Annotated in this window: 28 protein-coding genes and 2 tRNA genes; 13 read left to right on the forward strand and 17 right to left on the reverse strand. The window is 61.7% G+C overall.

What is annotated here, in order from left to right; all coding sequences use genetic code 11:
* Positions 1–145: 145 nt before the first annotated feature.
* The 8 genes from QCE64_RS04925 to QCE64_RS04960 all read right to left on the reverse strand — a co-directional run bounded on the left by QCE64_RS04925 (position 146) and on the right by QCE64_RS04960 (position 9,626).
* Complete coding sequence (locus QCE64_RS04925; protein WP_310002891.1) at positions 146–559, reverse strand: HNH endonuclease signature motif containing protein; 414 nt, start codon at positions 557–559, stop codon at positions 146–148.
* A 1,739-nt stretch (positions 560–2,298) separates the two neighbouring features.
* Entirely contained in the window at positions 2,299–2,475 is a 177-nt protein-coding gene (locus tag QCE64_RS04930) for a hypothetical protein (RefSeq protein ID WP_310002894.1), read from the reverse strand.
* 67 nt (positions 2,476–2,542) lie between these two features.
* Positions 2,543–4,126, reverse strand: coding sequence for an HK97 family phage prohead protease (locus QCE64_RS04935; protein WP_310002897.1), 1,584 nt, complete (start codon positions 4,124–4,126; stop codon positions 2,543–2,545).
* Between the two features lie 735 nt (positions 4,127–4,861).
* The gene (locus tag QCE64_RS04940) at positions 4,862–7,642 is read right to left on the reverse strand and encodes a phage tail length tape measure family protein (RefSeq protein ID WP_310002899.1); all 2,781 of its coding nucleotides are present in this window, start codon (positions 7,640–7,642) and stop codon (positions 4,862–4,864) included.
* A complete protein-coding gene (locus QCE64_RS04945) occupies positions 7,632–7,811 on the reverse strand; it encodes a hypothetical protein (protein WP_310002901.1) in 180 nt (59 codons plus the stop codon). The genes QCE64_RS04940 and QCE64_RS04945 overlap by 11 nt, the downstream gene beginning before the upstream one ends.
* A 133-nt stretch (positions 7,812–7,944) precedes the next feature.
* Entirely contained in the window at positions 7,945–8,403 is a 459-nt protein-coding gene (locus QCE64_RS04950; RefSeq protein WP_310002903.1) for a hypothetical protein, read from the reverse strand.
* Positions 8,404–8,457: 54 nt separating this feature from the next.
* Positions 8,458–8,697 carry a hypothetical protein gene (locus tag QCE64_RS04955; protein ID WP_310002905.1) on the reverse strand — a complete coding sequence of 80 codons (240 nt, stop codon included), beginning with the start codon at positions 8,695–8,697 and terminating at the stop codon, positions 8,458–8,460.
* 671 nt (positions 8,698–9,368) lie between these two features.
* The gene (locus QCE64_RS04960) at positions 9,369–9,626 is read right to left on the reverse strand and encodes a hypothetical protein (protein ID WP_310002908.1); all 258 of its coding nucleotides are present in this window, start codon (positions 9,624–9,626) and stop codon (positions 9,369–9,371) included.
* Positions 9,627–9,691: 65 nt separating this feature from the next.
* On the opposite strand from QCE64_RS04960, the gene QCE64_RS04965 reads away from it, so the two are divergent.
* Positions 9,692–9,803 (forward strand) — tRNA-OTHER (locus QCE64_RS04965).
* 162 nt (positions 9,804–9,965) lie between these two features.
* Here QCE64_RS04965 and QCE64_RS04970 read toward each other — a convergent pair.
* The 3 genes from QCE64_RS04970 to QCE64_RS04980 form a co-directional block, all read right to left on the reverse strand.
* Positions 9,966–10,088 carry a hypothetical protein gene (locus QCE64_RS04970; RefSeq protein ID WP_309915119.1) on the reverse strand — a complete coding sequence of 41 codons (123 nt, stop codon included), beginning with the start codon at positions 10,086–10,088 and terminating at the stop codon, positions 9,966–9,968.
* 197 nt (positions 10,089–10,285) lie between these two features.
* Positions 10,286–10,624 (reverse strand): hypothetical protein, encoded by a 339-nt coding sequence (locus tag QCE64_RS04975; protein WP_310002910.1) that lies wholly within the window; start codon positions 10,622–10,624, stop codon positions 10,286–10,288.
* Positions 10,625–10,772: 148 nt separating this feature from the next.
* Positions 10,773–10,997, reverse strand: coding sequence for a hypothetical protein (locus QCE64_RS04980; protein WP_309915124.1), 225 nt, complete (start codon positions 10,995–10,997; stop codon positions 10,773–10,775).
* A gap of 84 nt (positions 10,998–11,081) precedes the next feature.
* Between QCE64_RS04980 and QCE64_RS04985 the strand changes: the two genes are divergently transcribed.
* Entirely contained in the window at positions 11,082–11,324 is a 243-nt protein-coding gene (locus QCE64_RS04985; RefSeq protein ID WP_309807961.1) for a hypothetical protein, read from the forward strand.
* Between the two features lie 33 nt (positions 11,325–11,357).
* On the opposite strand, the gene QCE64_RS04990 is transcribed toward QCE64_RS04985, so the two are convergent.
* Positions 11,358–11,864 carry a PRC-barrel domain-containing protein gene (locus tag QCE64_RS04990; protein WP_309915125.1) on the reverse strand — a complete coding sequence of 169 codons (507 nt, stop codon included), beginning with the start codon at positions 11,862–11,864 and terminating at the stop codon, positions 11,358–11,360.
* A gap of 165 nt (positions 11,865–12,029) precedes the next feature.
* Here QCE64_RS04990 and QCE64_RS04995 point away from each other — a divergent pair, with 165 nt between their 5' ends.
* Positions 12,030–12,710 (forward strand): ribonuclease HI family protein, encoded by a 681-nt coding sequence (locus QCE64_RS04995; RefSeq protein ID WP_310002913.1) that lies wholly within the window; start codon positions 12,030–12,032, stop codon positions 12,708–12,710.
* 16 nt (positions 12,711–12,726) lie between these two features.
* Here the strand turns inward: QCE64_RS04995 and QCE64_RS05000 are convergent, their stop codons facing one another.
* Positions 12,727–13,482, reverse strand: a complete 756-nt coding sequence (locus QCE64_RS05000; protein WP_310002915.1) for an SDR family oxidoreductase — start codon at positions 13,480–13,482, stop codon at positions 12,727–12,729.
* Positions 13,483–13,831: 349 nt separating this feature from the next.
* On the opposite strand from QCE64_RS05000, the gene QCE64_RS05005 reads away from it, so the two are divergent.
* The 4 genes from QCE64_RS05005 to QCE64_RS05020 all read left to right on the forward strand — a co-directional run bounded on the left by QCE64_RS05005 (position 13,832) and on the right by QCE64_RS05020 (position 17,843).
* Positions 13,832–14,911: a porin gene (locus QCE64_RS05005; RefSeq protein ID WP_310004149.1), complete on the forward strand. Its 1,080-nt coding sequence runs from the start codon at positions 13,832–13,834 to the stop codon at positions 14,909–14,911.
* A gap of 68 nt (positions 14,912–14,979) precedes the next feature.
* Positions 14,980–15,612 carry a LysE family translocator gene (locus tag QCE64_RS05010; RefSeq protein ID WP_310002918.1) on the forward strand — a complete coding sequence of 211 codons (633 nt, stop codon included), beginning with the start codon at positions 14,980–14,982 and terminating at the stop codon, positions 15,610–15,612.
* A gap of 543 nt (positions 15,613–16,155) precedes the next feature.
* Positions 16,156–17,727 (forward strand): oligopeptide:H+ symporter, encoded by a 1,572-nt coding sequence (locus QCE64_RS05015; protein ID WP_310002920.1) that lies wholly within the window; start codon positions 16,156–16,158, stop codon positions 17,725–17,727.
* A gap of 39 nt (positions 17,728–17,766) precedes the next feature.
* Positions 17,767–17,843: transfer RNA gene (locus QCE64_RS05020), tRNA-Met, on the forward strand.
* A 396-nt stretch (positions 17,844–18,239) separates the two neighbouring features.
* Here the strand turns inward: QCE64_RS05020 and rpsU are convergent.
* The 4 genes from rpsU to QCE64_RS05040 all read right to left on the reverse strand — a co-directional run bounded on the left by rpsU (position 18,240) and on the right by QCE64_RS05040 (position 20,144).
* On the reverse strand, positions 18,240–18,452 hold the full coding sequence (rpsU, locus tag QCE64_RS05025; RefSeq protein ID WP_006999077.1) for a 30S ribosomal protein S21: 213 nt from the start codon (positions 18,450–18,452) through the stop codon (positions 18,240–18,242).
* Between the two features lie 163 nt (positions 18,453–18,615).
* The gene (locus QCE64_RS05030; protein ID WP_404987295.1) at positions 18,616–18,960 is read right to left on the reverse strand and encodes a 2Fe-2S iron-sulfur cluster-binding protein; all 345 of its coding nucleotides are present in this window, start codon (positions 18,958–18,960) and stop codon (positions 18,616–18,618) included.
* Positions 18,957–19,550, reverse strand: a complete 594-nt coding sequence (locus QCE64_RS05035) for a YigZ family protein (RefSeq protein ID WP_310002922.1) — start codon at positions 19,548–19,550, stop codon at positions 18,957–18,959. Before QCE64_RS05035 ends, QCE64_RS05030 begins: the two co-directional genes overlap by 4 nt.
* 33 nt (positions 19,551–19,583) lie before the next feature.
* A complete protein-coding gene (locus QCE64_RS05040; RefSeq protein WP_310002925.1) occupies positions 19,584–20,144 on the reverse strand; it encodes an N-acetyltransferase family protein in 561 nt (186 codons plus the stop codon).
* A gap of 278 nt (positions 20,145–20,422) precedes the next feature.
* On the opposite strand from QCE64_RS05040, the gene QCE64_RS05045 reads away from it, so the two are divergent.
* From QCE64_RS05045 to QCE64_RS05070, 6 genes are all read left to right on the forward strand, one after another.
* Positions 20,423–22,030, forward strand: a complete 1,608-nt coding sequence (locus tag QCE64_RS05045; RefSeq protein ID WP_309929675.1) for an EAL domain-containing protein — start codon at positions 20,423–20,425, stop codon at positions 22,028–22,030.
* A gap of 86 nt (positions 22,031–22,116) precedes the next feature.
* Positions 22,117–22,524 (forward strand): hypothetical protein, encoded by a 408-nt coding sequence (locus QCE64_RS05050; RefSeq protein WP_309929677.1) that lies wholly within the window; start codon positions 22,117–22,119, stop codon positions 22,522–22,524.
* 242 nt (positions 22,525–22,766) lie between these two features.
* Entirely contained in the window at positions 22,767–23,456 is a 690-nt protein-coding gene (locus tag QCE64_RS05055) for a histidine ABC transporter permease HisQ (protein ID WP_309915151.1), read from the forward strand.
* 31 nt (positions 23,457–23,487) lie between these two features.
* Positions 23,488–24,219: an ABC transporter permease gene (locus tag QCE64_RS05060; RefSeq protein ID WP_309915153.1), complete on the forward strand. Its 732-nt coding sequence runs from the start codon at positions 23,488–23,490 to the stop codon at positions 24,217–24,219.
* 55 nt (positions 24,220–24,274) lie between these two features.
* On the forward strand, positions 24,275–25,102 hold the full coding sequence (locus tag QCE64_RS05065; RefSeq protein ID WP_309915156.1) for an ATP-binding cassette domain-containing protein: 828 nt from the start codon (positions 24,275–24,277) through the stop codon (positions 25,100–25,102).
* Positions 25,103–25,163: 61 nt separating this feature from the next.
* On the forward strand, positions 25,164–26,132 hold the full coding sequence (locus QCE64_RS05070) for a GlxA family transcriptional regulator (protein ID WP_309919638.1): 969 nt from the start codon (positions 25,164–25,166) through the stop codon (positions 26,130–26,132).
* The last annotated feature ends 77 nt before the right edge of the window (positions 26,133–26,209 follow it).

Below are 26,209 nucleotides of genomic sequence, written 5' to 3' on the forward strand. Positions count from 1 at the left end.
CCGCATGTATCTAGATAATCAATGGATATTTGATTGCGCTTAACCCTGATGGTAAGGCTAACTATCTCCGTGGCCTTAGCCCTTACCTGTTCATACCAGGCCCAAAAGTCGTCAGGCAACGCCTCGTACCAATGTGGATGCTGCATTAGCCCTCGTTCCAATGGTGGGCCTTGTCCCGTGGTGTTCCGTCTAAGTTAGCCCCATACTTAGGCTTGAAGCCCATATCGGCACGGGTCTTATCCGCATGGCAACCAGTGCAAAGTAATTGACAGTTACTATCATCCTCGGTACCACCGTCCTTTAGAGGGATAATGTGATCTACCTCGCCACGTCTAACGGCAACGCTGCAATGTGTGCACTTAAATCCGTCCCGCTCTCTAATTCGGTCGTTACGCTTAAGGCGTGCGCTACCGCTAAGCCGAACGCCAGCACTACCATAGTCCGGTTTGCTACGTCTTTTGATCGGCTTGGTCTTAGGGACAGGCTCACTAGCGCAGTGTGGACAGCGCCATTGCATACCCGTAGCTTGCCATTGCGGATGCTTAGAGCATTCACTCATTTATAATCCTTTGTTAATTTTATAAAGACACTCGACTAAAGCATGACGAGGGCTGTGGAATGCCTGATATATGAGCACGCACTAAATCGGTGCTCAATATTTCTGATATATCTCGATTTTCGAGATTATCTATTGACATTCGCGAAAATTCTAGATAACCCCCCGGGGGGGGTATTCCGAATTGCAGCGGGTTTAGCCTTGAATCCGACCGGTCAGAACAGAACAATCGCTAAGTCCAAAGAATCCTTCCGATTCGCGCGTAAAACCAAGGAGGCCAAGCGCAAAAGCGCTTATCATCCGTATTAGTTCCTATCTGCTGACCCATGAACGTGCTAACTCTGGTCCGTGAACATTGGCTGGCGCTATATCTATCGGTTGGAGTGGCGCTATTTGTGGTTGGCCTGGTTTTGGGTGGTTGGCCTTCGGCGGGTTGGAGTGCTCGTGGGTCGAACAGGCCCATCGCTAATGGGGGCATCTAGGGCATGTTTTTCGGGTGTCTGAGTCTATGGCCATTAGTGCTGCTTTCGTTCGTGCTTCCAGACTTCACGAAACAGAGGCTTCATTCGGTGGCACTGATGTTGAGTGTGTTGCTCATATTTCTCCTTCCGCTATACATGGTTGGAAAGTTGGTGTGGTCGCTATTTCGGTAAGGTCGCGTTGTGCGCGCGTGCGCAGCGCGTGTGAGGCTAGGACGTGCCGGAATAGCTCCCGGCTACTCGCCTAGCACCTCGGCCCTCTCGTCCGCCGTTGGTGCAAATGGAGCGTCATTCCGAACGCTTTAGTAACCCACAGTCCCCACCTGTTTTGCTGCATTCCATCAGCCTCCATTTCCGGGACCGTCTTGCAACGGCGCTGAGAAGGTAGATAGCGCCCGTTCAGACCGACCGAGCCGTATGGGCCGGCTCGGTGAGCGTCGAACGCTCGGGAGGACCGGAAGCGCTCCCCGCAGGACGGACATGTGTTGTTACCGTTGCTCTGCCGCACGGCGGGCCTCCTCATGCTTGCTTTGATACTGCCGAGCCGTAGCGTAGAAGTCGCTAGCGGCTTGCATCCGGGCCATGCGGTGCCTATGCGTCATCGGTCGGCATACCGTGCGCCCTTTGCTGTCCCGGAGGATCGCCATATCTGCCCGCGCCATACGGGCCTCGTGCTTTCCCGCCCGGATACATGCCTGAGCTACGGCCAACTCGTAGCCGTTCCTAATATGCGCGGTGTCAACCATGCGGCCCAGTCTGAGGTCCATCTGTGCAGCGTTCTGGCCTTCCGTTACGTCTTTCCAATCCGGCCCGAGACAGGCATCGTGGATAGCCACGCGAAGCTCGTTGTTTCCGAGCGGTACGCGGCGTTTCCCGTTGTGGCCCGAGACGGGGAGACCAAGCGCGCGTGTCAAGCGGCTAAGGTGTCGCCGCTGCGCGTTGTAGTCCGTCAGATAACTCATGCGTGTAGCCTCGGCGCGAACATCGCGCATGCTACAAGCTCGCCCGCCACAGACTCTGGCAGGTCTAAGTCTCGGCATAGGTCGCGCAAGCCTTGTAGCACCGGTTCCGAAACTCCCACGTCGATACGGCGGTGGGGAATAGCTCCGGAAATATCAAACTTCGGGTCTGCAATGCGTACCAACTGCGACGCCTTAATCCGGAAATAGCGAGCAAGCGGAATCCCCGCCTGCTTTGCTCCCTCCTTGAGACGATCATATGCGGCCAAGCTCAAACGAAAGGCCGTGTCCGAGTGCTGCGCGCTCACTCGTCGCACCCTGCGATTTGGCGTTGCAGGAGGCGGAGCTTGGCTTGTGCGGCCAGTTGGTCATTCCTGGCAATCTGAGCCCGGAGACCGGTATTGCAAGCCTCGGCGGCCTTGATATAGCCGTTAAGAGCTTCATCGGTCATGCTGTCGCAAAGTACAAGTTCATATTCCATCTTAGTTATCCTTATGGAGTTTCGGGCGACACCATGCCGCCCGGTTATGTTGCCGTAGGTAGTTTGGTTAGACCGAGACGGGAGCCGTGGTCTGAAATGCCGCGCCGTCAACGAACGACCAATCGGCGTACTGGAGGCCCCGGATAGCTTGCTGGTCCGACTGGAACATGCCCGTTTGCACCGCCGTTACAGTGCCCGTGCCGTCATCCACGGGGAAAGTGCCCTCCGCTGTAATGTCCAATTCGGCGGCCCCCACGAACGCCAGGACCCGCGCGGCATCGACCACAAACAACTTGCCAACTGGAACGCTGTACGAGCAAATAGCGGGCATACCGCAGTAGATACCGCCCTTGGCGGTGATTTGCGTTTCGCTAGCGCTACGGAGGCGCACTGCCGTAAGCGGATTAACGAGGACGCTCGCGGTGGTAAGGTCTCCAGTGAAAGCCTCCAAGCCTTCGGCAAACGACGCGGCTTGCGATGCCACCGCGCCGAGACCCGTAGGGGTAACACCGTCGCGAGCCTGACTGCCAAGGAATGCCTTATCGAGACCTCGGCTAAGAGCACGGCGGACTTGCGCCTCGATAAGCGCCTCCGCCGCGTCACCCGACATGCGAATAAGCTCTGCGGACAGGACCGTGATAATTCCGACCTTGCGTTGGTTAGTCAGAGTGACACCAAACGCACCTTGATACGCTTGTACGGGCATGTGCTCCCCGACAAAGCTAGCGGTAATGGGCACGGTTTCCACGTTCACGCGTGCAAGCGCAGGGACGCGGGTGAGACCTTGGAGTTGACCGAGGACCGAGGTACTAAAGACGGTCTGGACGAACTGATCCCGGCTCAACGTTTCGGCAGCAAGCACGCCCGCGTTATCCGTACCCATCGGGTTTTGGACGGCCTTGAGCACCTTATTGATTCCGGATGCCGCGCCCCAGCGGGCTTCAGCGTACGGCGCTCCTTGAGCCTCGTTACCGCCAGTGATTGCACGGAGAATCAAGCGGCGGATGAAAATGTTGTGGTTCGTGTTCTGCATGTCGGTTACTTCCTTATTGGTGTGATTAATTTGAACTGCTGTGCGGACCGGTTGCGAGGCAACGGCTTTGGTCTCGACGGGTGCTGGTGCGGCTACGGAAGCCTCGACGGCTTTAGACGTGTGCTGTGGAATCGGCTCGATGGCCGAGGCCGTTACGCCAAGACTTTTGAACGAGGAAATGAACGCCTCCGGATTACAAGGGATAGCTACGAGGGAAAGCTCGTGGACACTTGCCTTGGTGTAGTCCAGGCCACCGGACGAATTCGGGGCGGCCTCCTCGGGGCGGAATCCAATGGAGACGCCCTTGATAAGGCCTGCCTTAACACTGTGCCAAGCCTCGTTCGTCCGGTCTTGAACTACGCCGGGTTCATCTACCTTGGCGATAACCGCCTTGAACGGGAGGCCGTGTCTTGTGGGCGTACCAAACTGGACGGTTCCTACGGGACTCGCGTGGTCGTGATTAAGGAGGAGCGGAACCTCCTTATCGAACGAGAGGCCCATAGGGTCCACTCGGTCTTTCACCCGGTCTAAAGCCGGGCTACTTGCGATGCCTTCAATCTCCCGCCGCTCGTCTTGAACGGATTTTATTGTGATGGCGCTGAATGCTTTTTTAGTCATGTACTCCTAACCATATTGGAAATAACGTTCTGGAGATTTCATCTACCAACCCACTGAATCAGTCAGCGGCCCGCCTACGGGTAAGGCCGTTAGGCCGTGGGTTCTGCGTCTACGAGCGCCCCGCCCGAGAACACGCGCCGGTTGGCGTACGGCGTTACCTCCCCGTCCGGTACAGGCTCAACGAGGCGCGCGTACGCGTAAGCCTGCGGGTTCTCTCCGTCAGGCGGTAAGCCCTCAACGGGAATGGACTGAGTGAACATGGCGTACTTGTTAGCCGCGTAGGCCGCCTCGTCCACAAAGGAACAGACGCTAGCGGTAAGCGTGTTGGACCCGGCATAGTCAATCTGCAATTGCGCAACGACATGCACGGTAGCTACGGCTCCCGTAGCGGGTACCACGTAATCCATTTTGATCAAAACTAGAAACCTCCGTAATAAAGGATGCCGCTGACGAACTCGTCCCACTGCGCACTGTTCTTGGCAGCGTAGGACCATGTCAGCGTGTTTGTGCTTGGGTCATATGAGAACTGCGGATGGATCGTGCCTCCAGACCCGAATCCAATGTATCTATCGGGTTGAAATGACACCCAGCACCGCCCCTGCGCAAATCGCGAATCAACTGCGCTCCCGCCCTGGCCGTTTGAGAGCACGCGTATATCGTAGAAGCGCATGATGCTGTGCGTTGCGTCGAGAACAAGATTACCGTTCGCGTCCCAACATTGCACTCCGGCTATCATCAGATTTGCCCGTTACGGATCATGTACTGCATCCCGCCTTGCCCTGACCAGCGCTGACTGATACGCCTATCAATCATGTTTTGGAACTGCGGGGCGAGGGCCACGAGGTCCTCTTGGGTCAAACTCCCCCCGTTAAGGTTTAGCTGCAAGTGATTATGGATGGTCGATCCGCCCGAGCCGCTTACCGCAGGAATAGAACCGACCGCGCCGCCCGTGGCGAAGTGCTGTCCTGAGTTGATCGACTCCAGCAACGAGCGATACTTGCGCGTGCTCGCGGCTTTAACCACGAACTCCCCGTTAGAAAGCATGGCCGGAATAGAGTCACTCGTGCCCGAGCCGGGGCCGCTGATATGGCCGCCCGTAGCAAAGCCGGGGAGGGACAGGCCCATAGACGGGCCGATAGCGCGGAACGCCTGCATCTCGGCCATGTGAAGGGCAATCTTTGCCATGTCCGCAAGGATGGACGAGGTAAAGGACGAGAAACTAAACTTGCCCTTGGTCACAAAATCATCGAGTTGCGAGCTAGCCGTAGACCACACGGAGCCAAACCCCTCGGCCATGACCTGCGCAGCGGTTTTGCCGTTACCGCTCAACTGCACAAGCTGGAGGCCCATTTGCGCGCTGAAGCTCTCCCGGAGGGCTTGCTCCTTAGCCAAGTGGTCCCGCAGTAGCGAGAGTTGCGCGCTATAGCCGTCCGCCGCAATCGCAAGTTTAGCGTTGTACGTCTCTCGGTCCGTCCGGGCGGAGTCAAATTCCTCCTTGAGGCTCGCTACGGCCTGATAGAAAGACTCACGGAGCCGGAGGGCAGCATCGAACGCCGCCGCTTGGTCCGAGGTCATAAACCGCGTTGCGTCCTGCGCCTCATAGGCCGAGGAGACCCGCTGCACCGCTGCCTGTTGCTGCGTGCGGTACTTGTCTACCTGCTCCTGCCGTTTCTTAAACTGCTCGGCAAGCGCCCGCGTGTAGTCGTTCTCCGCCGTCATGCGTGCGGCCTGGAGCTTTTGCAACTCCCCAAGTGCAGACTGACGCGCCGCAAGCTCTTTCTTCCTGGAGGCCAGGGCCACCCGCTTTTGCTGGATTGCAATTTCCTCGTCATAAGCTTTGACGTTGATATCGCGCACCTTGGCGTAATAGTCCTGATACTGGAGACGCCCCGTATCAAAATCGGCTTTGGCCTGCGCCAACGCATCCCTCCGCGCCGACTCGATAGCCGTCATACGGTTGCGCTCCTCGGCAAGTGCGCCGTTAATAGCCGTATTCGGGTTACTGTGGTGGCCGCGTGTGGACTTGGCGTACTGCTCGTTAATCTCGGCTACGTTGTCGTAATGGCGTTTGAGGGCGGCTTGGTAATCTGCGCTGTCCTTGTTAAGGCCAGTAATCGCCTTTTTAAACGCCGCATCCTCCGCGCCTAACTCGTTCGTATGCTTCTGGCCGGGACTCGCGTACTTGTCAGACGTGAGATACGAGCCAATGGCTAGCTTGGAATCTCCGCCCTTGGCTGAGGCCTCCCGCGCACGTTGGGCCTTGAACTCCTCGGCCTGCTGATTGCGAAGCACGTCAAGTTTCTGTCTCTCAACGGAGAGTTGCGCCTCGGCAGCGCGCGCCGCCGCAAGATTACCCATGCGCCGCTGGTCATTAATATTTCGCTGCACGGCCTCCACCGTGGCGAGTTGCTCTCCGACCTGCTTGGTAATGCCGTCCGGTACGCCGATGTCCATAATGGCGTTCTTGACCCGGGCAATAATGTTGCCCCAATCAGTCCACCACCTTTGAACGGCCCCCATGTGCTTATCCGCATCCTCTTGGATAGCAGCGTGCGCGCCCACGAGGTCCCGCATAATCGCGCCGGTAGCGCTCGCGGTATCCCCAAGCTTAACGAACCCGGCAATTTCCTCAATCTGCGCCGCGCTAAACGTATGGTGCGCTTTCTGGTACTCCTCAACCCACTTGAGTACGCCGTCCTGAATCTTGGAGAGGGACTCCGCCGCCTTGTCCGTACCAACGCCAATATCCGAGGACATAGCGAGCGCGGCTTGCGTGGCGAGTTGCAGGTTGTCCGCCGTAAATGCGCCGGTTGTCGCAACCTGCGCCATAGCCTCCCGCACTTCGCTAAGGCTTTCGTGTGCGCTCTGCAAACCGTTACTCATGGCAATCATTTGCTCGGTAGACAACCCGAGATAACCACCCGTGCTAGCAATGGCCTTATTGAATGCCTCGGCCTGCTTCGCTCCCTCGTTGATTTTCTCAATGAACAGATACGCCGCGCCTCCTGCCGCCGTAAGAGCTAAACCGACCGGGGAGAGAGCCAAGCGCATAATGTCCATCTGTTCCCCGAGCACCATAAGGGAACCGCCGAACCGCGACCAACTACCTTGCGAGGCTTCGTGCGCCAAAACCATAAGCTCACGGCGTGAGGCGGTAGTGTTGAGGTTGAACTCGTGGGTAGCTTGGCTAGCCTGCTGAATAGTGGCGATATACCCGCTTACCGCGTCAGTAACACCGAGTTGCGCCGCGCGCATCTGTAGAATTTGTGCCTGCGTCTGTCCTGCTGTAGACGCTGCGCGCTGCATCTGACTTACGAACGAATTAATCGCGCGGGCCGAGGCATTAGAGCCGTTGGCCGCCGCCTCTGCAATTGCCTCTTGAGCAACCTTAATGCGCTGTGCTGCTTGGTCTTGCGTTTGTTGGAAAGCTTGCGCGGATTTCCGGGCGCGGTCAAGTTCTGCGGTGTAGCCTGAGGCGTCAGCCGAGATTTTGACGGTAGTACGATTATCGGCCAATCTGTGCGCCCGCCATATAGTTAAACAGGGCGGTTTTGATAATAACGGATACGCTTGTGTCCTTATCAAGCGCAACTTGCTTGAGGCGCTTAACGAACTCGGGGGAGACTTTGGCGGAGACGGTGCGATCCTCCGCATACGGCTTTGTTGGAATTACGCCTTTGGGCATATAGAACCTCGTAAAAGAGAAAGTAGACCAAACGACAAAAGAAAACCCGCCTACGGATAACCCCTTGTGAGAAGGGCCACGCCGTAGGCGGGTGGGTAACCGAGCCTGCGCCCGGAATCAGGTTACTGCTGTGTCAGTACAAACGCGGCGGCGCTATTGGTTTCAAAGGTTCAAGGAGGTAAGAAGCGTCACAGGCCTTACAAGAGTAGCTCCCCTTATAGCTTCTGTTTGACTGCAAAATGCTGACCTTCTTGCCCTCAAAGCAGTTAGGACATGCGTAGTGTGCAGGCTCGCCTGAATATTGATACACAATTGCGCCGCCGGTTGTTTCCACGAGCTTGTATTCCGCCGCCCGTTGTTGCCAAGCCTCACCCGCTGCCACTTGTGCTCTTAAACGGGCATTCTCGTCCTGTAACGCCGCTAACGTGTCCCGGAGTTCAAACAATGTATCTTGAATCGCGCCTAACCGCTCCTTGACGTCGAATACCTTTTCTTTCGCGGCGGCATCCGCTTTCGAGTCGATAAAGCCGCTCACAATTTCCTTGATATTACGAATTCCCTGATACGCCCCGGCGATTGCTGTCAAGTCCATATAATCCTCATTAATCGCGTAATTATTCCTGGCCGTATCGATTTTCTCAGAAAATCAGTGCGATATGTAGAGCGAGGCGGGCAGGGCATTGAGGGCGCGGCGGGCGCACCTCTCCTCCTCTCCGCTAGGGTGCCGAGCATCAGCAACGATAGACATACCGCCGTCCGACAGCACAGCGTGGAAACGATGAACCTCAAACCCGTTATGACGAAGGGCCGCGTTAATGGCCTTCCAGTTTTCGCGGCTGGTGTTAGGGGTGCGGATAACAAAGGTCTTGCAGGGTTGAAGGTTCATGATCTGTCCTCGGGCGGCGGCCCTATTTGTCGGTGCGTGGCTAGCGTCTGTATTTATTCAAAAGCGGGCGTCCGGGAGAACGTGGCGAATAACAACCGTGCCGCCGCGCTGTTCTCGATAGCCCAAGGTGCTCGTGCTCGCGGTGCCTACTGAGTAGCCCGCGTTATCTCTAATTGCCCCGGGCATGCTCGTTACAACTCGCGCGGGTCCGGCGCTGGTCGGTGCCTCTCGGAAACCTGCTCTCCAACTAGCTTCGCGCGCTGCTCGTTTTGCTTTGCTGCCCATGTGATCCTCCTCGGTTAAGTAAGGGGACTCGTTGAGCCGCCTTGCGTAACCCCGTAGGGTTCTTTATCCAGACAGGGCCGGGGAGGGTTAGCTCGCTTGCGGTTCTGCCTGGGTGGGTGCCTGACTAACGTGGGGAGCGTCCCTGTCATCACCTACCGCTACCTTGTTTCCTCCAGCCCATCCTAGAGCGACCTCTAAGCCCTTCGGTATCTCGGTAGCCTCTCAACCCTGTATCGCTCGGGCGTCTCGTTCTACTCAGCGACTAGGTACTTGTGAACTCTTTCTACAGTTACTCTTCAGTTCATCCCTTGGTGCTGCTCACTACAGGAACGAATGATACTTGTGAACTCTTTCTACATCAAGTAAAAACCACACAATGCCTGTGGTTAAATTTTCACACCCGCAGAGTCAAGTGCCGCTCCAAAAGCAGGGTCCCCGTTAGCCTGTTCAATGAGCCAATCGCGTACGCTCCCGCGCACAATGGCGGAGGCAGTCGTACCTAGCAATGCGGCGGCTATCTTCAGCGCCCGTACTTGGTCAACTTCAAAACGGATCGGCATCGGCACGGTCTCAACCTCGGCCTTGATGCCTTGTCGGATAGCGGGAGTTGCTCGTGCAGTCTGCTTTGCGGTTTTGGTAGCCATATCGGTCTCTATGTACTGTTTCTACAAGAATACAGGAAACGATACCAAAACAGTAGCCTTTCCCTGGAAAGGCTCCCATTACGGTAGCGAGCACAATCTACACTTTATCTACACACGAGCCCGCAAAGCCTTATGCAACAACGGGAGGCGGGGGTTCGAATCCCCCTCTCTCCGCCAGGACAGACATCGGATCCCGCATGGTCATCGGCCATGCGGGATTTTTGTTTTGTACCACTGGTTTGTATCAAAGTCTTTGGGCGCGCCCGCCGCGCTAACCATCCGGTTACTCGCAGTTACTCGCGGCGACGGCGTTGATCCAGTTTCACCCATCGATGCAGCTCAAACGTTCGACGGCCGTCCCGTCTTCACCGTCTCGAGCGCCTTGATCGCTGCGATCAACTTTTTCTCCGGCGCGGCGTCGAGCATCGCGATTGCGGCGCGCAGCAGTTCGCTCTTCTTCACGTGCACGCCGCCTTTCTGGCAGCGCCTTGACGTGCGGTGTGCTCATCCGTTCTCTCCTGGTCATGTGGAGAAAACAGCATATACGCTTCATGCGCACGGTCCCGCGCGAAGCAAGATCGGTTCAGGCGAACCCGAGGTCTTGAATGATGTGGTCACGTGGCGTCGTATGCTTCATCGACGCCACGCGCATGCACCACTCACTGCTTCATGGTGCCGGTCGATTGCGGCGGGTTGGACGGCGCGTCGGACGACATGCCGTGTTCGCGTTGCTGCATCAGTGTTCCGCTTCCCGAGGTACCCGAAGGTACGCCGCCGCGCGATGCATCGCCGGTGCGAGGCGTCGGCACGGACTCGTGCTTGCCGGGCTGCATTTGCTGAGGCTTCTGCATGAGTTGATCGCGCGACATGTCCTGGGCGAACGCTGTTGCGCTGCAAAGCGCGAGTAGGGCACCGCTGATGGCGAAAGTGGCTTTCATGACCGTCTCCTTGAAAGTCGACGCGAGTGCGCCGCTTACAGGGATGTCAGCATCGACCATGCCGCACCGGCGGACGATGCTTGCCTTTCGGACGCATTCTGATAATCATAATATTCATTGGGTATCCCAACGATTCGACGAAAACTGCCTTAAACGATTCGTACGAAGTAAGACTATTTACTTCGCGTAAAATGCGTGGTTCGAGCAGCTAAGCGATCCGTTTGGCATACTCCGCGCCAAGCCGTGAAATATAGGTGCTGAGACCACGGCCGCTCAGGGCCAGGCGTTTCATTGCTTCCACGTGCGTACGCCCAGGCACGTGATAGTCATACAAATAAGTCCCGCCGCTGACGAAACGCACCATGATGCCGGTACGCAGGATGTCGAATGCTGCGACACCCGAATTTCCGGCAAGGTTCAGATAGCTTTGCATGTGAATCAGGGCATTCCCTCGCGCAAACGATTGCGTACCGTGTGCCCTTCTCAAGTTTCGTCGGCAAGGACCGTAATAGGTACCATGAACAAAGACCAACTCCCCTTCATCGATTCGGACGACCCGCACTTCCAGCACGCACGCGCGTTGAGTCTCTCGGTAGGAGCGATTCGCCGGGCGCAAGGGAAGAGCAATCCGAACGACTTCGCCGTCGGCACGATCGAGTGGCACCTTGCCATCGAAGATTTTGCGTCAGACGTTCTCCGCGCCCTGACCGATGAAACGGAAGGCACCAACATGCAGGTCGGCGAGCGGCCGCTCGACTGATCTCGCGGCCGGTCAACGCTGTCGGTTACCTCGTCAGAGCTTGACCCCGCCCGCCTCGGGCGCATCGACGCCCTCGGGCGGAATGGCCCCGGCCTGACTCACGTCCCTCGCGCGATCCGTCGCCCAGTACGGCTCGCGCCCGTAGTGCTGATGCACCGTGCTGGCCCAGACGTGATCGGCCATCGACGGCCACGCGTCCTTGTCGAAACCCGGAGAGTTGCGAACCTGTTCAGCTGTTGCATCGAGACGGAAGCAGCGGTTGTCGGTGTCGAGCGTGAGCGCGCTCCATGGAATGGCAAGCAACTTATTGCCGATTCCGAGAAATCCCCCGCTCGACAGCACCGCATACGCAATCTGCCCATTGCTCACGTCGAGCATGATGTCCTTCAGCGAGCCGACATCGTGGCCATCGCTGCTGATCACCGAATTGCCATCGAGCGTGCTGGCTGCCATCACATCCGGCCCCGGTCCCGCGGCGGTTGCCGCGCCCTTGCCGACGATCTTCGCGCCGCCGGAAGACGATCCCATCGAATCACTCATGTTCTGCTCCTTGGCTCAGTTGCGGACAGACCTCCCGCGGCTCCTGGACTGCGCGCGACGGTCCTGCATTGAGTGAGCAACAGCCGTACCCATACGGACGAGCAGTGCACGGCCGCCCCATCCGGGTCTGCTAAGCTCGGCGTTCGCTCATTTCGCCCGGGTCTCATGATCGATTTCGACGAACTGCTGGCCGTTGCCTACAAACGAGAACGCATGCAAAGCCGCAGGCTCGCCCGGGGCGCGGCCATCAGCGAACATGCGGCGCTGTACAGGACGCTGACCAAGGCCGCTGCCGGAGAGACCGTACAGGCGCTCGTCGATGCCCGCCGTGCAACCCAACGCAAGGATGAAGCTGCGCGGCGCCAGCGCGAGATGCGCCGGGCCGAACGATCGATCGCCGCGCAAGTGCGCGAGCCTGAGTGTGTCGCGGGCGCATGGCGCGCGTGGTTCGACGGCTCGGCGCTGCCGAATCCGGGCCGGCTCGGGATCGGCGGAGTGCTGGTCGGGCCGTGCGGCCGGACGGTGGAGATCAGCGCCGCGTGCGGCCATGGCGACAGCAGCGTGGCGGAATATCGCGCCCTCATCGCGGTGCTCGAAGCCGCGCTGCGCGAGCGGGCGCAGGGCATCGTGATTCACGGCGACAGCCGCGTGGTGATCGATGACGTGAACGCGGCTGAAGCCTCCGGCATTCGCGCGCTTGCGGCTCACGCGCATCAGGCGCGCGCGCTTCTCGCGCAACTCGGCGATGCGCGCATCCAGTGGCTTCCGCGTGCCCGCAATCAGCGCGCCGACGCGCTCTCGCGCGCGGCGCTCGAACGGCCGCCCGCGGCAGGCGCGGCCGCCTGAGAGGCGGCTTCCGCAGTCAGGGCAAGTCGCGGATATCGGCGGTCGGGTGACTGCCGAACGTATCGCTCAGAAGATGTTGAACGAGCTTGCAAGCCGAGTCTTCCGGCGTCGCGAGCTGGCCGTCGCGTTTCAAGGCGTCGAAGCGTTCCCGCAGCGGAAAGCGGTCGAGCCCGGTGCCGCGGATTTCCGCCTGCATGTCGGTATCAACGACACCCGGCGCCACGCTGCTTATGCGCAGCAACGGGCTGCCGTCCAGCGCGACCGCACGGGCGTGCTGATCGAGCGCGGCCTTGGTCGCGCAGTAGATGCTCCAGCCGGGATAGGCATTGCGCGCGGCGCCGCTCGAAACATGGACGATGCGCGTATCCGGCGACTGCCCGCCGGAACGCGCGGCGCACTCCGCGACGGCCGCCGCCAGCATCATCGGCGCCGCCACGTTCACGCTCACCGCGCGCGCCACCTGCGCGGGCGACTGGTCGGCAAGGCCGCCGACCGGCGCAAGCACGCCGGCATTGTTGACGAGCAGCACCTGTTGCGCACCGTCCATGAAGCGGATCAATGTATCGCCCGCGAGCCAGCCGGTGAGCGCGGACAAGTCGGCGAGATCCAGTTCGACCTGGCTCAGCGCTCCAGGATAGCGGGCGGCAAGCCCGGCATTGGCGGTGCGCGAGAGGCCGAGCACCTCGATATCCTGGGCCAGCAGTTGAGCGGCTATCGCGGCGCCGAGTCCGCGTGTGTGGCCCGTGAGGATGGCGCGAGTCGGGTAGGGCATGGTGGCTTCGACGGAGTCGGTGAGTGAGGAAAGGGCGTGTCGATTCTAGCGGCAAGCCGGATGCGGCGTCGGCCGGGCTCAATCGGCTCAATCGGCTGAATAGGCTCAAGCGCGACGAATCGGCAAGACAAAAAAAAGCGCTGCACGACTGTTCGTTGGTTCCAGGACACAGATGCAGTCACCGCGGATTTTTTTCTGACAAGCCTCTTCACAAAACTGACAATCTTTCTCAAACGGAGAAACAACGGAGACTGTCATGCCGACCCGACCAAGCCCGCCTTCCTCTGTGTCGTCATGCTCCGAAGCAGATGCTCCACTCGTGCCGCTCGCGGCCGTGCGAGCCGTTTCCATGGCCGTGGCCGCGTCCTTGCTCGGCGTGCCCTGCGCCGCCTGGGCGCAAAGTTCGGTGCAACTGTATGGCGAACTGGATTCAGGACTGGCCTGGACCAGCAACGTCGGCGGCCATTCGCAGTATCGGCTGACCACCGGCACCATCGACGGCAGCTACTGGGGCCTGCAGGGCTCGGAAGACCTCGGCGGGGGCGCGCGGGCGATCTTCCGTCTCGAACGCGGCTTGTCGGTCGCGACCGGCGAAGGCCTCAACGATCATCCGATCTACGTCGGCATTGGCTCGGACCGGCTCGGCACGGTCACCTTCGGCCGTCAGTACGATTCCATCCACGATTATTTCCAGACCTTCACGCTGACCGGCAACATCGGCGGCACGGCCTTCGCGCATCTGCTCGACAACGACAACGCCAACAACTCGTTCCTGGCATCGAATTCGGTCAAGTACACAAGCGCTTCCTATGGCGGCTTCAGCTTCGGCGGGCTGTACGCGTTTTCCAACGAGGCGGGCGCGTTCTCGGACAACCGCGCGTACAGCGTCGGTGCGAATTATTCGCTCGGCTCGTTCAATGCCGGCGCGGCCTATCTGCACAACAACGGCCGCGGCAACACGACGACCGGCGCCTACGAAGCCCTCGCGCTGCCCGGTACCACCCAGGGCAGCGTCTTCACCGCGAACGTCCAGCAGCAGAACACCTTTGGCGTCGGCATAAGTTACGAGCTGGGCGAATTCACGCTGAGCGGAGCGTTCTCGCGCGCGATCAACTCCGGCGTCATCGATGCCGACAGCGGCGACCTGGTCCCCTCGCTCGGGCTCAACAACTACGAAATCAATGGCATCTACAAGCTGACGCCGGCCATCATGCTGGCCGGCATGTACGTCTACACGAATGGCGGCGGCGCGCACTGGCACGAAGGCGCGCTGCAGGTCGACTATCTGCTCTCCAAGCGCACGGACGTGTATCTGGAGTCGATCTATCAGCGCGCGTCCTCGAATGCGCCGGCGGTGATCAATACCAACGATCCGTCGAGCGGGCGCAATCAACTGATGATCGGTACGGGCATCCGGCATCGCTTCTGATGCTTTCGCGGGCAGGATGCGCGCGTGCTAGCTTGACGGTTTCAATCCGTCCGTCTCGCGGGTGTCCCATGTCGCTGCAAAGCTTCTTCGTCTTCCTGCCCGCCTGCTTCGCGATCAACATGGCCTTCGGGCCGAACAACGTGCTGTCGCTGTCGAACGGCGCCCGCGGCCGCGTGCGCACGTCGGTGCGCGCATCGTTCGGACGGCTCGCCGCCTTCGCGGTGATGATCGCCATCGCCGGACTGGGGCTCGGCGCGCTGTTGCTGGCCTCGCAGACGCTCTTCACGGCGATCAAGTTCGCGGGAGCGGGGTATCTCGTGTGGATCGGCGTGAAACTGCTCCGTTCGGGACCGGCGCTGCTTGCGACGGAGCCAAAAAGCGTGCCGCGTACGGCGAGCATCGCGCGACTGACGAAACAGGAGTTCTGGGTGGCCGCGGGCAATCCGAAGGCCATTCTGGTATTCACTGCGTTCTTTCCGCAGTTCGTGGGCCGAAGCGCCTACGCGACCAGCTTCGCGATCCTCGGCGCCACCTTCCTGGGGCTCGAACTCGTGGCCATTTTCATCTACGCGCTGCTGGGGGCGCGGCTCGGCTCGATGTCGCGGGGCGCGCGCGGCTTCGCCTGGTTCAACCGGATCAGCGGTGCGTTGATGATCGGTTTCGGCGGCATGCTGGCATTCGTTCGACGGCCGGCCGCCTGATTATGTTCTTTTATGACGACTGCATTTTTTCGATTATCACATCCGGTTATTGCGAATAAAAGAAGGTTTATATGTCAGGGCTATTCCCGAGTGACCGCATGCACGAATAACCGGAAAATCCGGCACTCGTCAGTCGCAATAACCTTGCGATTGACTTAAATCAACTGACGCGCCCGAAAGCGATCCTTTTGAGTGCGTCGAGACGCCGAGATCATCGTTGTGCGATAAGTTCGTAAAACGATGTGGCAATGGACGATCGATGAATACTTCCTCTCCACACGTTCGGCGCGCCTGCGCCGTGCGCTGTGCACGCATCAATCCCCGATTTTCTCTGTTACGCCCTTTGCGGATTGTCATTCTTCCCGCGGCGGCTACCCTCCATGATTTGCGATAATCACGGGTTCTGCGTCTACGCTGATTCTTCCGTTACGCATTCATCATCGCTGTGAAAACCGGTGCTCATGTATTGCCGTGTTTTCTGCCGAAGAAGACGACTCTCATCCGGCCGTCTCACCCCTCGCTGTTCGAAGGATTTTCTTGCTCATGATTAACTCATCGCCTGGCACGTCGCAGACACGTTCAATAACGCAGACTTCAATATCGCAGACACGTTCATTCACGACGGTCTCCCTGATCGAGATGTGGGAGCGTTTTGGCTATTACGGGATGGCCGCGTTGCTCGTGCTGTTCATGATCGACAAGATCGGTTTCGCCGACGATCACGCCAACCTGACCTGGGGCGCCTTCACCGCGCTGGTGTTTTCGGCGCCGTCGATCGGCGGCTGGATCGGCGACAAGGTGCTCGGCGCGCGCCGCACGATGATCGCGGGCGCGATCGTGCTCGCGTGCGGCTATCTGATGCTGGCGCTGCCGGTGGACACGCTGGGCTTCATGTATGCGTCGCTGGGCGTGATCGTGGTCGGCAACGGGCTGTTCAAGTCGAACGCGGCGAACCTCGTGCGCCGCATCTTCGAAGGCGACGATGCGCGCATCGACAGCGCCTTCACCATCTACTACATGGCGGTCAATATCGGCTCGACGTTCTCGATGCTCGCCACGCCGTGGATCAAGGATCACTGGGGCTGGCACGCCGCATTCGCCGTGTGCTGCGGCGGCATGCTGCTCGGACTGCTCAATTTCGCGCTGCTGCGCCGGTCGCTTGCACACGTCGGCTCGGCGCCCGATGACGAACCGCTGCGCGGGTCGCGCGTGTTCGCAGTGATCGCGGGATCGCTTGCGCTGGCCGCTTCGACCGTCTTCATCCTGCAGCACAAGCAGGTCGCGGTGGCCTGCGTGTATGCGGCGGGCGTCGCGATCCTGGCGATCTTCGGCTTCATGCTCAAGACCTGCGACCGCAGCGAGCGCGCCGGCCTGATCGCCGCGCTGATCCTGACGCTCCAGGTGATCCTGTTCTTCGTCTTCTACCAGCAGATGTCGACGTCGCTCACGCTGTTCGCGCTGCGCAACGTCGACCCGGCGTTCTCGATCGGCGGCATCGCGTTGTTCACCTGGAGCGCCGCCCAGTTCCAGGCGCTCAACCCGATCTGGATCATGGTGCTGAGCCCGCTGCTCGCCTTCGTGTATGCGCGTCAGGCCCGGCGCGGACGCGACATGCCGGTGGCCGCGAAGTACGCGCTGGGCTTCGTGGTGGTGGCCATCGGCTTCTTCGTGTTCGGTCTGAGCGGGCGCTACGCGGTGGAAGGGCGGGTCTCGTCGTGGTTCATGGTGGCCGGCTACGGGCTGTACTCGTTCGGCGAACTGCTGGTCTCGGGCCTGGGACTCGCGATGATCGCGCGGTACGTGCCGGCGCGCATGGGCGGTTTCATGATGGGCGCGTTTTTCGTCGCGACGGGCGTGTCGCAGTATCTCGGCAGTGTCGTCGCCAACTTCGCGCGCATGCCGGCCGGCAATCTCGATGCGGCGCAGTCGCTGCCGCTCTATACGCACTTGTTCTTCGGGTTGGGATGGCTGGCGGCCGGCGGAGCGGTGGTGGCCATTGCGCTGCTGCCGTTGCTGGGCAAGCTGTCGAGGGCGCATCAGCAGGCGACACAGGCGGCAAGCCGACGCGAATCGCTTGCGCCTGCTCCGATATCGCTGAACGCAAAGAATGTTTGACTCCGATCGCCGCTTCAGTCTATAATTTAATTCATCAGACGCGGGGTGGAGCAGTCTGGCAGCTCGTCGGGCTCATAACCCGAAGGTCGTAGGTTCAAATCCTACCCCCGCAACCAAATCGTCAAGCAAAGAGCCCGGTCAAGCCGGGCTCTTTGCTTTTGTGCGTCCGTTTCCTGCACATCGAGTCGAGTCCCGTACGGGATGGACCCGGGGGATGGACCCGGGGGATGGACCCGGAGGGTGAACCCAGGGTTGGACCCACGCCTCGTCCGCGCAGCCGAGCACACCTTCTCTCAACAACACCCGCCCCGGAAACACGAAAAGCCTGCATGAGCACTCACTCATGCAGGCTTTGAGCAATCTTGCCCACCTCTATCGACCGGGGCGCACCAGATTGTGCGTCACTCCGCGAGCTTCCGCGCAACCTTCTCTGCGCGAAACCGCGACCCGATCGAACTCAGGCGGCGATGCCGAACTGATATGAACCGATGCGGGCAGGGCCCCGCAATCGATCAATAGAATTTCTTCGGCAGTTGTGCGCGGCGGATCTGCTTGCGCAGGCGAGCAACAGCAGCAGCTTTCTTGCGCTTGCGCTCGGTGGTGGGCTTTTCATAAGCCATGCGCGACTTGAGTTCCTGGATCAGGCCCGTACGCTCGACGGTACGGCGGAAGCGGCGCATTGCAACATCAAACGGTTCGTTTTCTTTCAGCAGAACTTTAGTCATTGAAATCTCGGTTGATCTGGCCCTGCCAGAATTTTGGGCAAAGCGCAATTGTACACTTTTTGAGAGCCGTTCTGCACGCCCTTTGCGTGGATTCTTCCTCTGCCGGCTCCGGGAATCCAATCGTAGATCGTTGATTCAAGACGACAATACCGACAAACCCGGGTCAGAAGCCGCGCCGGCGCACGGGGCGCGTGTCCGGGACGGCCATGCGGGTGTCGGGCTGATGGATCGTCACGTCGCCGTGCGGCAGCGCCACGCAGGGCAGGATCCAGCCCTGCGCCTTTTCCTCCTTTGTCAGCCCTGGCCAGTCGACGCGATACGACACCGCGCCATCGACAAGCCGGCACATGCACGCGCGGCATGTGCCGTTGCGGCATGAGCGCGGCAGCGACAAGCCGGCGCGCAGCGCGGCTTCGAGCAGACTCTCGTTCTCCCTGACGGCGACCAGGTGTCCATCCGGCTCTATGACAAGGGCAAAGGCGCGTGGCTCCGCGGCCGGCTCCGTCACGTCCGTACCTCGATGCCCGCGCGGCCGTTGGTCAGATCGCGCAGTTCGAGCGCCGCCGGTTCACGCGCGGCGGCGGCCATGCGCACGACGAGGCGCACCGTCATCCCGTACGCGCTCTCGACGAGTTCCGCCTCATGCTGCTCGATCCAGCGACGCACACGCGCTTCGTCGGCGTAGTCGAGCTCGATGCCGATCAGCCCGCGCTCGACCCGCTCCACGCGCTCGGCCTGCTGCATCGCGGTGGCGATCGCGTCGGTGTAGGCGCGCACGAGACCGCCCGCACCCAGCTTGATGCCGCCGTAGTAACGCACGACCGCGGCCAGCACGCCGTCCACTTCGTGATGGCGCAGCACTTCGAGAATCGGGCGGCCGGCGGTGCCGGAGGGCTCGCCGTCGTCGGACATGCCGGACTGGCCGCCGGCGAGCAGGGCCCAGCAGACATGCGTCGCGCCGGGATGCGTGGCCCGCAGGCCGTCGAGTTCACGCATGGCTTCGTCGCGATTGGCCACGGGAATGGCGCACGCGATGAAACGGCTCTTGCGGATATCGATTTCCGCGCTGACGGAGGAGGCGAGGGTGTAAGTCGGCAAGGCTGGAAGCGCGCGGGACGTAAAGCTCGAATCTTAGCTGCTGTGCGCGGGCGGTTGCGCGGCGGGCTGCGGAAGCGGATCGAGCGCGCGCTGCATCAGCACGGTATCGACCCATTGGCCATGCTTGAAGCCGACGTCGCGCAACACGCCCGCATGCTCGAAGCCGAGCCGCGCGTGCAGCGCGATGGATCCGGCATTGCCGCTGTCGCCGATCACCGCGATCATCTGCCGCCACGGCCCGCGTTCGCAGCGTTCGACGAGCGCCCCGAGCAGCGCCCGGCCGACGCCACGCCCGTGAAAGCCGGCGGCGACATAAACCGAATCCTCGACGGTATGCCGGTACGCCGAGCGCGGCCGGTAGGCCGACGCGTAGGCATAGCCCGCGATCACGCCATCGAGTTCGGCGACCAGATACGGCATGCCGGCAGCCGCGATGGCCGCGTGGCGGGTGCGCAATTCGTCGGCGGACGGCGGCACTTCCTCGAAGGTCGCGAGCGCGTGCTCGACGTAATGCGCATAGATCCGGGCGATGCCGTCGAAGTCGGCGGACGCGGCGTCGCGCACGAGCGGAGAGGAGGGTGGGTCTTGAGCCATGGCGGGCAGAGATCAGTGCAAAAAAGGAGAATTTCGCACCGGCGATTCTCGCATGGCGTGACCACGGCAAAAAAAGGGCCGGGGAGCCGTGCGGAAACCCACCAAAACGGTGTGCTTTCGGGCAAAGAAATCGTTGAACGCGGCTGGGCGCGCCCCCTACACTAAGTCGTTTGTCCGGGACTGCGCGGTGACGGCGTGGGATGCGTCGTTTCACTGTCGTCGGGGAACGAGAAAACGCGCGCGAGTCGCCTGCCTCGCGCCGCGGACCATAACACGCAATGAACAACACTCAACGTGGGGCGCTGGCGGCGCTTCTGATCGTCATCGTGGTGATTGCGGCGCTGGCGCCGGCGGGCATCGGCTTTCTGTTCGCCCAGCGCAGCCAGCGGCTCGAGGAAACCAGGCGTCTCAACCTGTTCGCCGATGCCACGCTGCGGCGCGCCGAGGATCTCACCCAGCACCTCTCCGGCGCGCTCGGCGAGATCGGCCGGGTGTCGGCGGCGCCGTGCTCGCGGCCGTATCTGACCGAACTGCGGCGCATCGCACTCACGCATGCGCAGGTGCGCGATGCCGGCGCCTATGACCGGGACGGCCGCTGGCAATGTTCCTCGCTGCTGGGCGCGGTGTCGGTAGGCGCGCTCGACGGCGTCACCGGCGGTCTGATGCTGCCGCCGCCGGACTGGCGTTCGCGCGACGGCATGCTCGCGTGGTACGGCCTCGCGCGGCTGCCGGGCGGCAAGGCGTCGCTGGTCATGGGGCGCGACGGCTTCTATATCGCCGCCGATCCCGCGCTGTACGTGGACAGCCATGGCGCGCCCGCCGCGCCGGTGGAAGGCGTCGCGGTCATCAATACGGAGGTGAGCCGCGTGATCGCCAGCGCGCCCGCCGCCGATGCCGCCGCCACCGCCGCCGTCCTCGCCGTGTACCGGACCGCGCCGCCCGTGCGCGACTGTTCGCCCTACGTGGTGCGGCGCTCGGCCTCGATGCCGTTGGCGGTCGTCGTCAGCGCCCCGCATCAGCCGTGGCGCCAGCGCGTGCGCACACTGCCGTGGGGCTGGCTGCTGGGCGGCGTGGCGGCGGGCTTGCTGGTGGCCGGCTGGGCGGCGTATTTCATCCTCCGCAGGCTCTCGCCGCGCGGCCAGCTGAGCGACGCCGTGCGGCGCCATCAGTTCATCGTCGCGTATCAGCCGATCGTCGAACTCGCCACGCGCCGCTGTGTCGGGGCGGAGGCGCTGGTGCGCTGGAAGTACCACGACCGGATCGTGCGGCCGGACGATTTCATTCCGCTCGCCGAACATCGCGGGCTGATCCAGGCCATCACGGACCAGGTGCTCGATACCGTGCTGCTCGAACTCGGCGACTTTCTGCGGCGCTATCGCGAGTACTACGTGTCGGTGAATCTCTCCGCGCCCGACCTGACGACGCACCGTTTCCTCGACGTGCTCGGCCCGGCGCTCGCGCGGCAGGGCGTGCGGCCGGGGCAGATCCGCATCGAGGCGACCGAGCGCAGCTTTCTCGACGCCGATGCCGCCAAGGAAGTCATCGGCGCGTTCCGTCACGCGGGCCACGCCGTCTATCTCGACGATTTCGGCACCGGCTATTCGAGCCTGTCGCACTTGCAGAACTTCCGCGTCGACGGCTTGAAGATCGACAAGTCCTTCGTCGATACGGTCGGGCAGGATGCGGCGTCGAGCAGTGTGGCCTCGCACATCATCGACATGGCGGCGACGCTCGAGGTGCAGGTGATCGCCGAGGGCATTGAGCGCGAGGAGCAGGCCGCCTATCTGCATGCGCGCGGCGCGCAGTTCGGGCAGGGCTGGCTGTTCTCGCCGCCGCTGACCGCGGCCGAATTCATCCGCTACGCGGGCCGCACGCGGGGTGCTTGATCGCGGGCAAAACGGCCTTACTTAGGGAGCTTCCTGAAACGCAACTGAAACGCAACTGAAGCGCAACTCCTACGACGAGGCCCGCCATGACCGCCATCACCGACCAAGCCGCCACCGCTTTTCTGCGCGACGTACGCCATCCGCTGCTCGCGCTTCATCGCAGCGTGCTCGCGCATCTGCGCGCGCGGCACGAGGCCGAGTTCGGCGCGGTGTCGCCGGGCGAGTTCCTGCAGATCGTGATCAATGGTTCGGCGTATCGCTGGCTTGCGCCGTTCTCGACGCTGATCGCCGCCATCGACGATGTCCTCGACGACAGCGAAGCCACGCCGGAAATGCGTATCGAGCATGCGAAGGCCGTGCTCGGCATGTTCCGGGCCGGTACGCGCGATCCGGCCTTCGCGGAGCAGTTCCTGCCCTTGCTGCAGGACAGCCCGGAAATCGCCGTGGCCAACGGTGAAGTCGCGCAGCATCTGCGCGCCCTGGTCGGCAAGTAAGCCTGAGCCGCGCGCCGTCCGCTATCGGAAATGCGACCTGAAAAGCGCATTTTTCGTCGGCGGCGGTGCTGCGGGTTTTCCTGTCTGTCGCGATAAGGCCATGCGTTTCGACGGGGGCGCGCGGCCGCAGCCCGCCCCGGGCGTTGCATGTTGCGTCGCAGCACGCAACCGCCTGCCGCCTTGAGCAAATAAAGCCGTCCTGAGAGCATCGCCGCCATTCCATTCATCGAAGGAGGCGGCTCGTGGTCCTGCATGGTTTCGGTCCGCTCCTGTGGGCGGGCGCAAAAGAGACGCTGGCGCTCGCGCTGCTCTCCCTGACAGTGGCGGTGCTGCTCGGCCTCGTGGGCGCGGCGGCGAAACTCTCCCGGCATGCGCCGTTGCGCGGCATCGCGACCGCCTATACGACGCTGATCCGCGCGGTGCCCGACCTCGTGCTGATGCTGCTGCTGTTCTACGGCATCCAGATCGCGCTGAACCATCTGACCGACGCACTGGGCTGGGACCAGCTCGACATCGATCCTTTCACGGCCGGCGTCATAACGCTCGGCTTCATCTACGGCGCGTATTTCGCCGAGACCTTCCGCGGCGCCTTTCTCGCCGTGCCGCGCGGCCAGCTGGAGGCGGGCAGCGCCTACGGCATGAATGGCCTGCGCGTGTTCTGCCGGATCCTGTTTCCGCAGATGATGCGCTTCGCGTTGCCGGGCATCGGCAACAACTGGCAGGTGCTGGTCAAGGCGACGGCGCTGGTGTCGATCATCGGTCTCGCGGACATCGTCAAGGCCGCGCAGGATGCCGGCAAGAGCACCTTCCACATGTTCTTCTTTATCCTGGTCGCGGCGCTGATCTATCTCGCGATCACGAGCGCGTCGAACGTCGTGCTGACGCTGCTCGAGCGGCGCTATTCGACCGGCGTGCGTCACGCCGAACTTTGAACCCGCCGATCCCGTCCGCGAGCGCCAAGCCATGATCCAGATCTTCGCCGAATACTGGCGCCCCTTCCTCTATTCCGACGGCCTGCGCGCGTCGGGTCTCGTCGTGACGCTGTGGCTGCTGGCGACGTCGCTGGCGCTCGGCTTCTGCGCGGCGGTGCCGCTGGCGTGCGCGCGGGTATCGCGTAACCGCTGGCTGGCGACGCCGGTGCGCCTCTACACCTTCGTGTTTCGCGGCACGCCGCTCTATGTGCAACTGCTGCTGCTTTATACCGGCATGTACAGCCTGGAGTTCGTGCGGACGCAGTCGCTGCTTGAGGCGTTCTTTCGCAGCGGCTTCAATTGCGCGATCCTGGCGTTCGCGCTCAACACCTGCGCCTATACGACCGAGATCTTCGCCGGTGCGATCCGCGCGATTCCGCACGCTGAAGTGGAAGCCGCGCGCGCCTACGGCATGAGCACCTTCACGATGTACCGGCGCGTGATCCTGCCGTCCGCTTTGCGCCGCGCGTTGCCGCTGTACAGCAACGAAGTGATCCTGATGCTGCATGCAACGACGGTTGCCTTCACCGCGACCGTGCCGGACATCCTGAAGGTCGCGCGCGACGCCAATTCCGCAACCTATCAGTCATTCGAATCGTTCGGCGTGGCGGCGCTGCTCTACGTGGCGATTTCGTTCGCGCTGGTGGCGGCGTTCCGGCACGCGGAGCGGCGCTGGCTCGCGTATCTGCGGCCGGCCGGCGCGGTGCGGACACGCCGCGCATGAGCCGCCACATCAGCCATCGCATCAGCCGCCGCAGCGGGCGGTAGAATCCGATCCCATGCACCACACCCTGTCATCACTCGAGGAGAACGCGTTGGAGCCCACCGTCAAGGACGTTGCGACCAAGCTCGTCGCCGAGGACATTCACAAGCGCTACGGCGACAACGAAGTGCTGAAGGGCGTCTCGCTCGCCGCGAAAGCCGGGGACGTGATCAGCATCATCGGCGCGAGCGGCTCGGGCAAGAGCACGTTCCTGCGCTGCATCAACTTTCTCGAACGGCCCAACGCGGGGCGCATCATCGTCGATGGCGAAGCGGTGCGCACAAAAGCCGACAAGACCGGCAATCTCGAAGTCGCGGATCACAAGCAGTTGCAGCGCGTGCGCACCAAGCTCGCGATGGTCTTCCAGCATTTCAACCTGTGGTCGCACATGACGGCCATCGAGAACGTGATGGAAGCGCCTAGCCACGTACTCGGCGTGTCGAAAAAGGAAGCGGAAGAGCGTGCGCGCGAGTATCTGGAAAAGGTGGGACTGCCGCCGCGCGTCGAGAAACAATATCCGTCGCATCTGTCGGGCGGGCAGCAGCAGCGCGTCGCGATTGCACGCGCGCTGGCGATGCATCCCGATGTCATGCTGTTCGACGAACCCACGTCCGCGCTGGATCCGGAACTCGTCGGCGAAGTGCTGAAGGTGATGCAGCGGCTCGCGGAAGAGGGCCGCACGATGATCGTCGTCACGCATGAAATGGGCTTTGCCCGCAACGTGTCGAATCACGTGATGTTCCTGCATCAGGGCCGCACCGAAGAGGAAGGCGCGCCCGCGGACGTGCTCACGGCGCCGAAGAGCGAGCGCCTGCGCCAGTTCCTGTCGGGCAGCCTCAAATAACGTGGCGAATGGGGCCGGCGCGCCGCGGCAGGTGACCATCGTTGCGCTCGCGCCGGTCTCGATGAGCGGCATTGCGCCGATCATCGACAGTCTTGCGCTCGCCAACGAAATCGACGGGCATCGCCTCTACGAGTGGCGCATCTGTTCCTGGGACGGCCGTCCGGTGCCGCTGTCGGGCGGCGCGCAACTGCCCGCCGACGGCGCCTTCAACGACACCGTCCGCTGCGACTGGCTGATCGTCGTCACGGAGCGCTACCAGCAGTTCGCCGACTACCGGCTGTTTCTCGCCAGCCTCGCGCGGGTGGCGCCGCGCACGCCGCTCGTGAGCGGCATTCATCACGGCGTGTGGTGGCTCGCGATGGCCGGACAGCTCGCGCAGTATCGCGTCGCGGTGAACTGGGAAACCTACCAGCAGTTCACCGAGCAATTCGAGCGCGCGATCGTCAGCCAGCAGATTTTCGAAATCGACCGGGACCGTGCCACGTGCACAGGCGGACAGGCCAGCATCGACTTCATGCTGGCGATGATCTCGCGCGATCACGGCCCCGATCTCGCGGAACGCATCGCGGATTCGCTGGGCATCGGCGTGTTGCGCGCGGGCACGGAGCGCCAGCGCATTCCCTTCGTCACCGCGCCCGGCGAACGGCATCCGCGCCTCAACGACGCGCTCCAGCTGATGGAGGCCAACATCGAGGATCCGCTCACCACCGACGAGATCGCCAGTCTCGCCGGCATCTCGCGGCGGCAGCTGGAGCGGCTGTTTCGTCAATATCTCGGGGCGATGCCGTCAAAGTACTACCTCAACTTGCGGCTCACGAAGGCGCGCACGCAATTGCAGCGCACGAACAAATCGGTGGTGCAGATCAGCCTGGCGTGCGGATTTTCGTCGGCGGCGCATTTCTCGAACGCCTACCGCGACCGATTCGGCGTGACGCCGCGCGAGGAGCGCCGCAACTGGATCGAGAAACAGCGCGGCACGCCCGACGAACCGCGCGGCGGCGCACTGATCGAGCCGCCGGGCGCTGCGTGAGTAGACGGGCAAAGCGGTGGAAGCATGTCGCGAACGCGCAAGACGGAACCCGCGCGATTGCCTAATATCGAACCTGA

This window comes from Caballeronia sp. LZ043 (genome assembly GCF_031451075.1).
Taxonomy (GTDB): domain Bacteria; phylum Pseudomonadota; class Gammaproteobacteria; order Burkholderiales; family Burkholderiaceae; genus Caballeronia.

Excerpts from the sequence above, each read along its gene's own strand:
- QCE64_RS04925 (WP_310002891.1), bottom strand. The coding sequence starts at position 559 with ATGAGTGAATGCTCTAAGCATCCGCAATGGCAAGCTACGGGTATGCAA.
- QCE64_RS04930 (WP_310002894.1), bottom strand. The coding sequence starts at position 2,475 with ATGGAATATGAACTTGTACTTTGCGACAGCATGACCGATGAAGCTCTT.
- QCE64_RS04935 (WP_310002897.1), bottom strand. The coding sequence starts at position 4,126 with ATGACTAAAAAAGCATTCAGCGCCATCACAATAAAATCCGTTCAAGAC.
- QCE64_RS04945 (WP_310002901.1), bottom strand. The coding sequence starts at position 7,811 with ATGCCCAAAGGCGTAATTCCAACAAAGCCGTATGCGGAGGATCGCACC.
- QCE64_RS04950 (WP_310002903.1), bottom strand. The coding sequence starts at position 8,403 with ATGGACTTGACAGCAATCGCCGGGGCGTATCAGGGAATTCGTAATATC.
- QCE64_RS04955 (WP_310002905.1), bottom strand. The coding sequence starts at position 8,697 with ATGAACCTTCAACCCTGCAAGACCTTTGTTATCCGCACCCCTAACACC.
- QCE64_RS04960 (WP_310002908.1), bottom strand. The coding sequence starts at position 9,626 with ATGGCTACCAAAACCGCAAAGCAGACTGCACGAGCAACTCCCGCTATC.
- QCE64_RS04975 (WP_310002910.1), bottom strand. The coding sequence starts at position 10,624 with ATGGTCGATGCTGACATCCCTGTAAGCGGCGCACTCGCGTCGACTTTC.
- QCE64_RS04980 (WP_309915124.1), bottom strand. The coding sequence starts at position 10,997 with ATGCAAAGCTATCTGAACCTTGCCGGAAATTCGGGTGTCGCAGCATTC.
- QCE64_RS04985 (WP_309807961.1), top strand. The coding sequence starts at position 11,082 with ATGAACAAAGACCAACTCCCCTTCATCGATTCGGACGACCCGCACTTC.
- QCE64_RS04990 (WP_309915125.1), bottom strand. The coding sequence starts at position 11,864 with ATGAGTGATTCGATGGGATCGTCTTCCGGCGGCGCGAAGATCGTCGGC.
- QCE64_RS04995 (WP_310002913.1), top strand. The coding sequence starts at position 12,030 with ATGATCGATTTCGACGAACTGCTGGCCGTTGCCTACAAACGAGAACGC.
- QCE64_RS05000 (WP_310002915.1), bottom strand. The coding sequence starts at position 13,482 with ATGCCCTACCCGACTCGCGCCATCCTCACGGGCCACACACGCGGACTC.
- QCE64_RS05005 (WP_310004149.1), top strand. The coding sequence starts at position 13,832 with ATGGCCGTGGCCGCGTCCTTGCTCGGCGTGCCCTGCGCCGCCTGGGCG.
- QCE64_RS05010 (WP_310002918.1), top strand. The coding sequence starts at position 14,980 with ATGTCGCTGCAAAGCTTCTTCGTCTTCCTGCCCGCCTGCTTCGCGATC.
- QCE64_RS05015 (WP_310002920.1), top strand. The coding sequence starts at position 16,156 with ATGATTAACTCATCGCCTGGCACGTCGCAGACACGTTCAATAACGCAG.
- rpsU (WP_006999077.1), bottom strand. The coding sequence starts at position 18,452 with ATGACTAAAGTTCTGCTGAAAGAAAACGAACCGTTTGATGTTGCAATG.
- QCE64_RS05040 (WP_310002925.1), bottom strand. The coding sequence starts at position 20,144 with ATGGCTCAAGACCCACCCTCCTCTCCGCTCGTGCGCGACGCCGCGTCC.
- QCE64_RS05045 (WP_309929675.1), top strand. The coding sequence starts at position 20,423 with ATGAACAACACTCAACGTGGGGCGCTGGCGGCGCTTCTGATCGTCATC.
- QCE64_RS05050 (WP_309929677.1), top strand. The coding sequence starts at position 22,117 with ATGACCGCCATCACCGACCAAGCCGCCACCGCTTTTCTGCGCGACGTA.
- QCE64_RS05060 (WP_309915153.1), top strand. The coding sequence starts at position 23,488 with ATGATCCAGATCTTCGCCGAATACTGGCGCCCCTTCCTCTATTCCGAC.
- QCE64_RS05065 (WP_309915156.1), top strand. The coding sequence starts at position 24,275 with ATGCACCACACCCTGTCATCACTCGAGGAGAACGCGTTGGAGCCCACC.
- QCE64_RS05070 (WP_309919638.1), top strand. The coding sequence starts at position 25,164 with ATGAGCGGCATTGCGCCGATCATCGACAGTCTTGCGCTCGCCAACGAA.